The following is a 2067-nucleotide window of genomic DNA, read 5'->3' as shown; positions in this document are numbered from 1 at the left end:
CGCGACACCATCCACCGCTCCGTCCGCGAGCTGGGGCGCATGGGCAGCCGCCAGGCGGTGGTCGCGGGGATCGTCGGGGCCACGGTGTGCGCGTGGGTGGTGCTGGGCGGCAAGGTAGACCTGGCCGCCATCGCCCTGCTGGCGGCGGCGCTCCTGTTCCTGGTGCGCTCGCTGGAGTGGCAGGACCTGGACGGCTACGTGCACTGGGGGATCGTGCTCATGTACGGCGGCGCCATCGCGCTGGGCCAGGCGGTGGAAAGCACCGGCGCGGCCCGATGGCTGGTTTCGGGGATGGTGGGCACCCGCGAGGTGTCGCCGGCCGTGGCCATCGTGGTGCTGGCGCTGCTCACCGTGCTGCTCACCGAGTTCATGAGCAACGCCGCCGCCGTGGCCGTCATGCTTCCGCTGGCCTTCAGCATGTCGGACCAGCTTCCCATCAGCCCCGTGGCCATCGTGCTCACCTGCTCCATGGCGGCCGGGCTGGACTTCACCTTTCCCTTCAGCTCGGCGCCCAACACCATCGCCTATTCCAGCGGCTACCTGCGGATGCGCGACATGCTGGGCGCGGGGCTCGTGATGACGCTGCTGCAGGTGGGGCTGCTCCTGCTGGCCGCCTGGCTGTACTGGCCGATGATCGGGGTGCTGTGAGCGGGTTCGCGGGGGGCGCGCAGGGGTTCACGGTGTGGCTCACCGGGCTGCGGGGGTCGGGGAAGGGCTCCATCGCCCAGGCGGTGGCCGCGGAGTTGGCGCGGCGGGGGCTCCCCACCGAGCTGCTGGCCGGCGGCGAGTTCCGGCAGAACATCTCGCGCGGGCTGGGCTTTTCGCGCGAAGACCGCATCGCCAACGTCCGGCGCATCGGCTACGTGGCCAAGCTGCTCACCCGCAACGGGGTGGCCGTGGTCACCACCGCGATCTCGCCCAACCGGGCGGCGCGCGACGAGTGCCGCCGGATGATCGGCCGCTTCGTGGAGGTGTGGGTGCAGTGCCCCCTGGAGGTGTGCGAGGCCCGCGACACCGAGGGGCTGTACCGCCAGGCGCGCCTGGGGCTGATCGAGGACTTTACCGGAATCGCCGACGACTACGAGCCGCCGGAAGACCCGGAGCTGGTGGTGCACTCCGAGCGCGAAACGGCGGAGCAGTCCGCCGCCCGCATCGTCCGGCGGCTCGAAGAGCTGGGGTACGTGCCCGCCGAGCGGGGTGGCGACCCCGACGAGGCGATGGTCAAGGCGCAGCTCAAGGCGCTCCAGAACCGGTAGACGCCCGGCCGGGCCGTCGTTGCGCACGCCATCGCACGGACACATCTTCCGGCTCCGCACTCGGCCCGTATCCCTCCCTTGGCCGGTCCCCCTCCGATGGCTGACCCACCCCTCGCCTCCAGCGCGCCCGAAGGCCCCGACGGCCTCGACGGGCTGTTTCCGCTGGTGTACGACGAGTTGCGGCGCATGGCCCACCAACGCATGCGCCACGAGCGCGGCGGGCACACGCTCAGCACCACCGGGCTCGTGCACGAGGCCTATCTGAAGCTGGCGGGGCAGACCCGCGCGGAGTGGCGCGACCGCGGCCACTTCCTGGCCGTGGCCGCGCAGGCCATGCGCCGGGTGCTGGTGGACCACGCGCGACGGCACGGCGCGATCCGGCGCGGCGGCGGCACCCGGCGCGTGAGCCTGGACGAGGCGGAGATGGCGGTGGACGAGCAGGCTGACGCGCTGGTGGCGCTGGACGTGGCGCTCACCCGGCTGGCGGCGCTGGACGCGCGGATGTGCCGGGTGGTGGAGTGCCGGTTCTTCGCCGGCCTCACCGACGAGGAGACCGCGGCGGTGCTGGGCGTGGCGCCGCGCACCGTCTGGCGCGACTGGGTGAAGGCCAGGGGCTGGCTGCACCGCGAATTGTATGGCTGACGCGCGGCCGGGGCTGGACGGGGTTTCGCCGGAGCGGTGGCGGCGGATCAACGACACGCTGGACGAGGCGCTGGACCTGGCTCCCGAGCTGCGTCCAGGCTTCCTGGCCGAGGCGTGCGGGGACGACGATGCGTTGCGGACGGAGGTGGAGCAGCTGCTGCGCTCGTGC

Annotated in this window: 3 protein-coding genes; all 3 read left to right on the top strand. The window is 72.7% G+C overall.

Annotation, left to right across the window (positions count from 1 at the left end; genetic code table 11):
* The coding region (locus tag VIB55_RS19735) for an SLC13 family permease (protein ID WP_331878386.1) at positions 1-648 on the top strand (648 nt) is incomplete at its 5' end.
* Complete coding sequence (gene cysC / locus VIB55_RS19730) at positions 645-1256, top strand: adenylyl-sulfate kinase (RefSeq protein ID WP_331878385.1); 612 nt, start codon at positions 645-647, stop codon at positions 1254-1256. The genes VIB55_RS19735 and cysC, both read left to right, overlap by 4 nt.
* A gap of 96 nt (positions 1257-1352) precedes the next feature.
* Complete coding sequence (locus VIB55_RS19725) at positions 1353-1898, top strand: sigma-70 family RNA polymerase sigma factor (RefSeq protein ID WP_331878384.1); 546 nt, start codon at positions 1353-1355, stop codon at positions 1896-1898.
* Positions 1899-2067: the final 169 nt, after the last annotated feature.

Source organism: Longimicrobium sp., from assembly GCF_036554565.1.
Taxonomy (GTDB): Bacteria; Gemmatimonadota; Gemmatimonadetes; order Longimicrobiales; family Longimicrobiaceae; genus Longimicrobium.
This window is presented reverse-complemented; position numbering and strand designations above follow the sequence as displayed.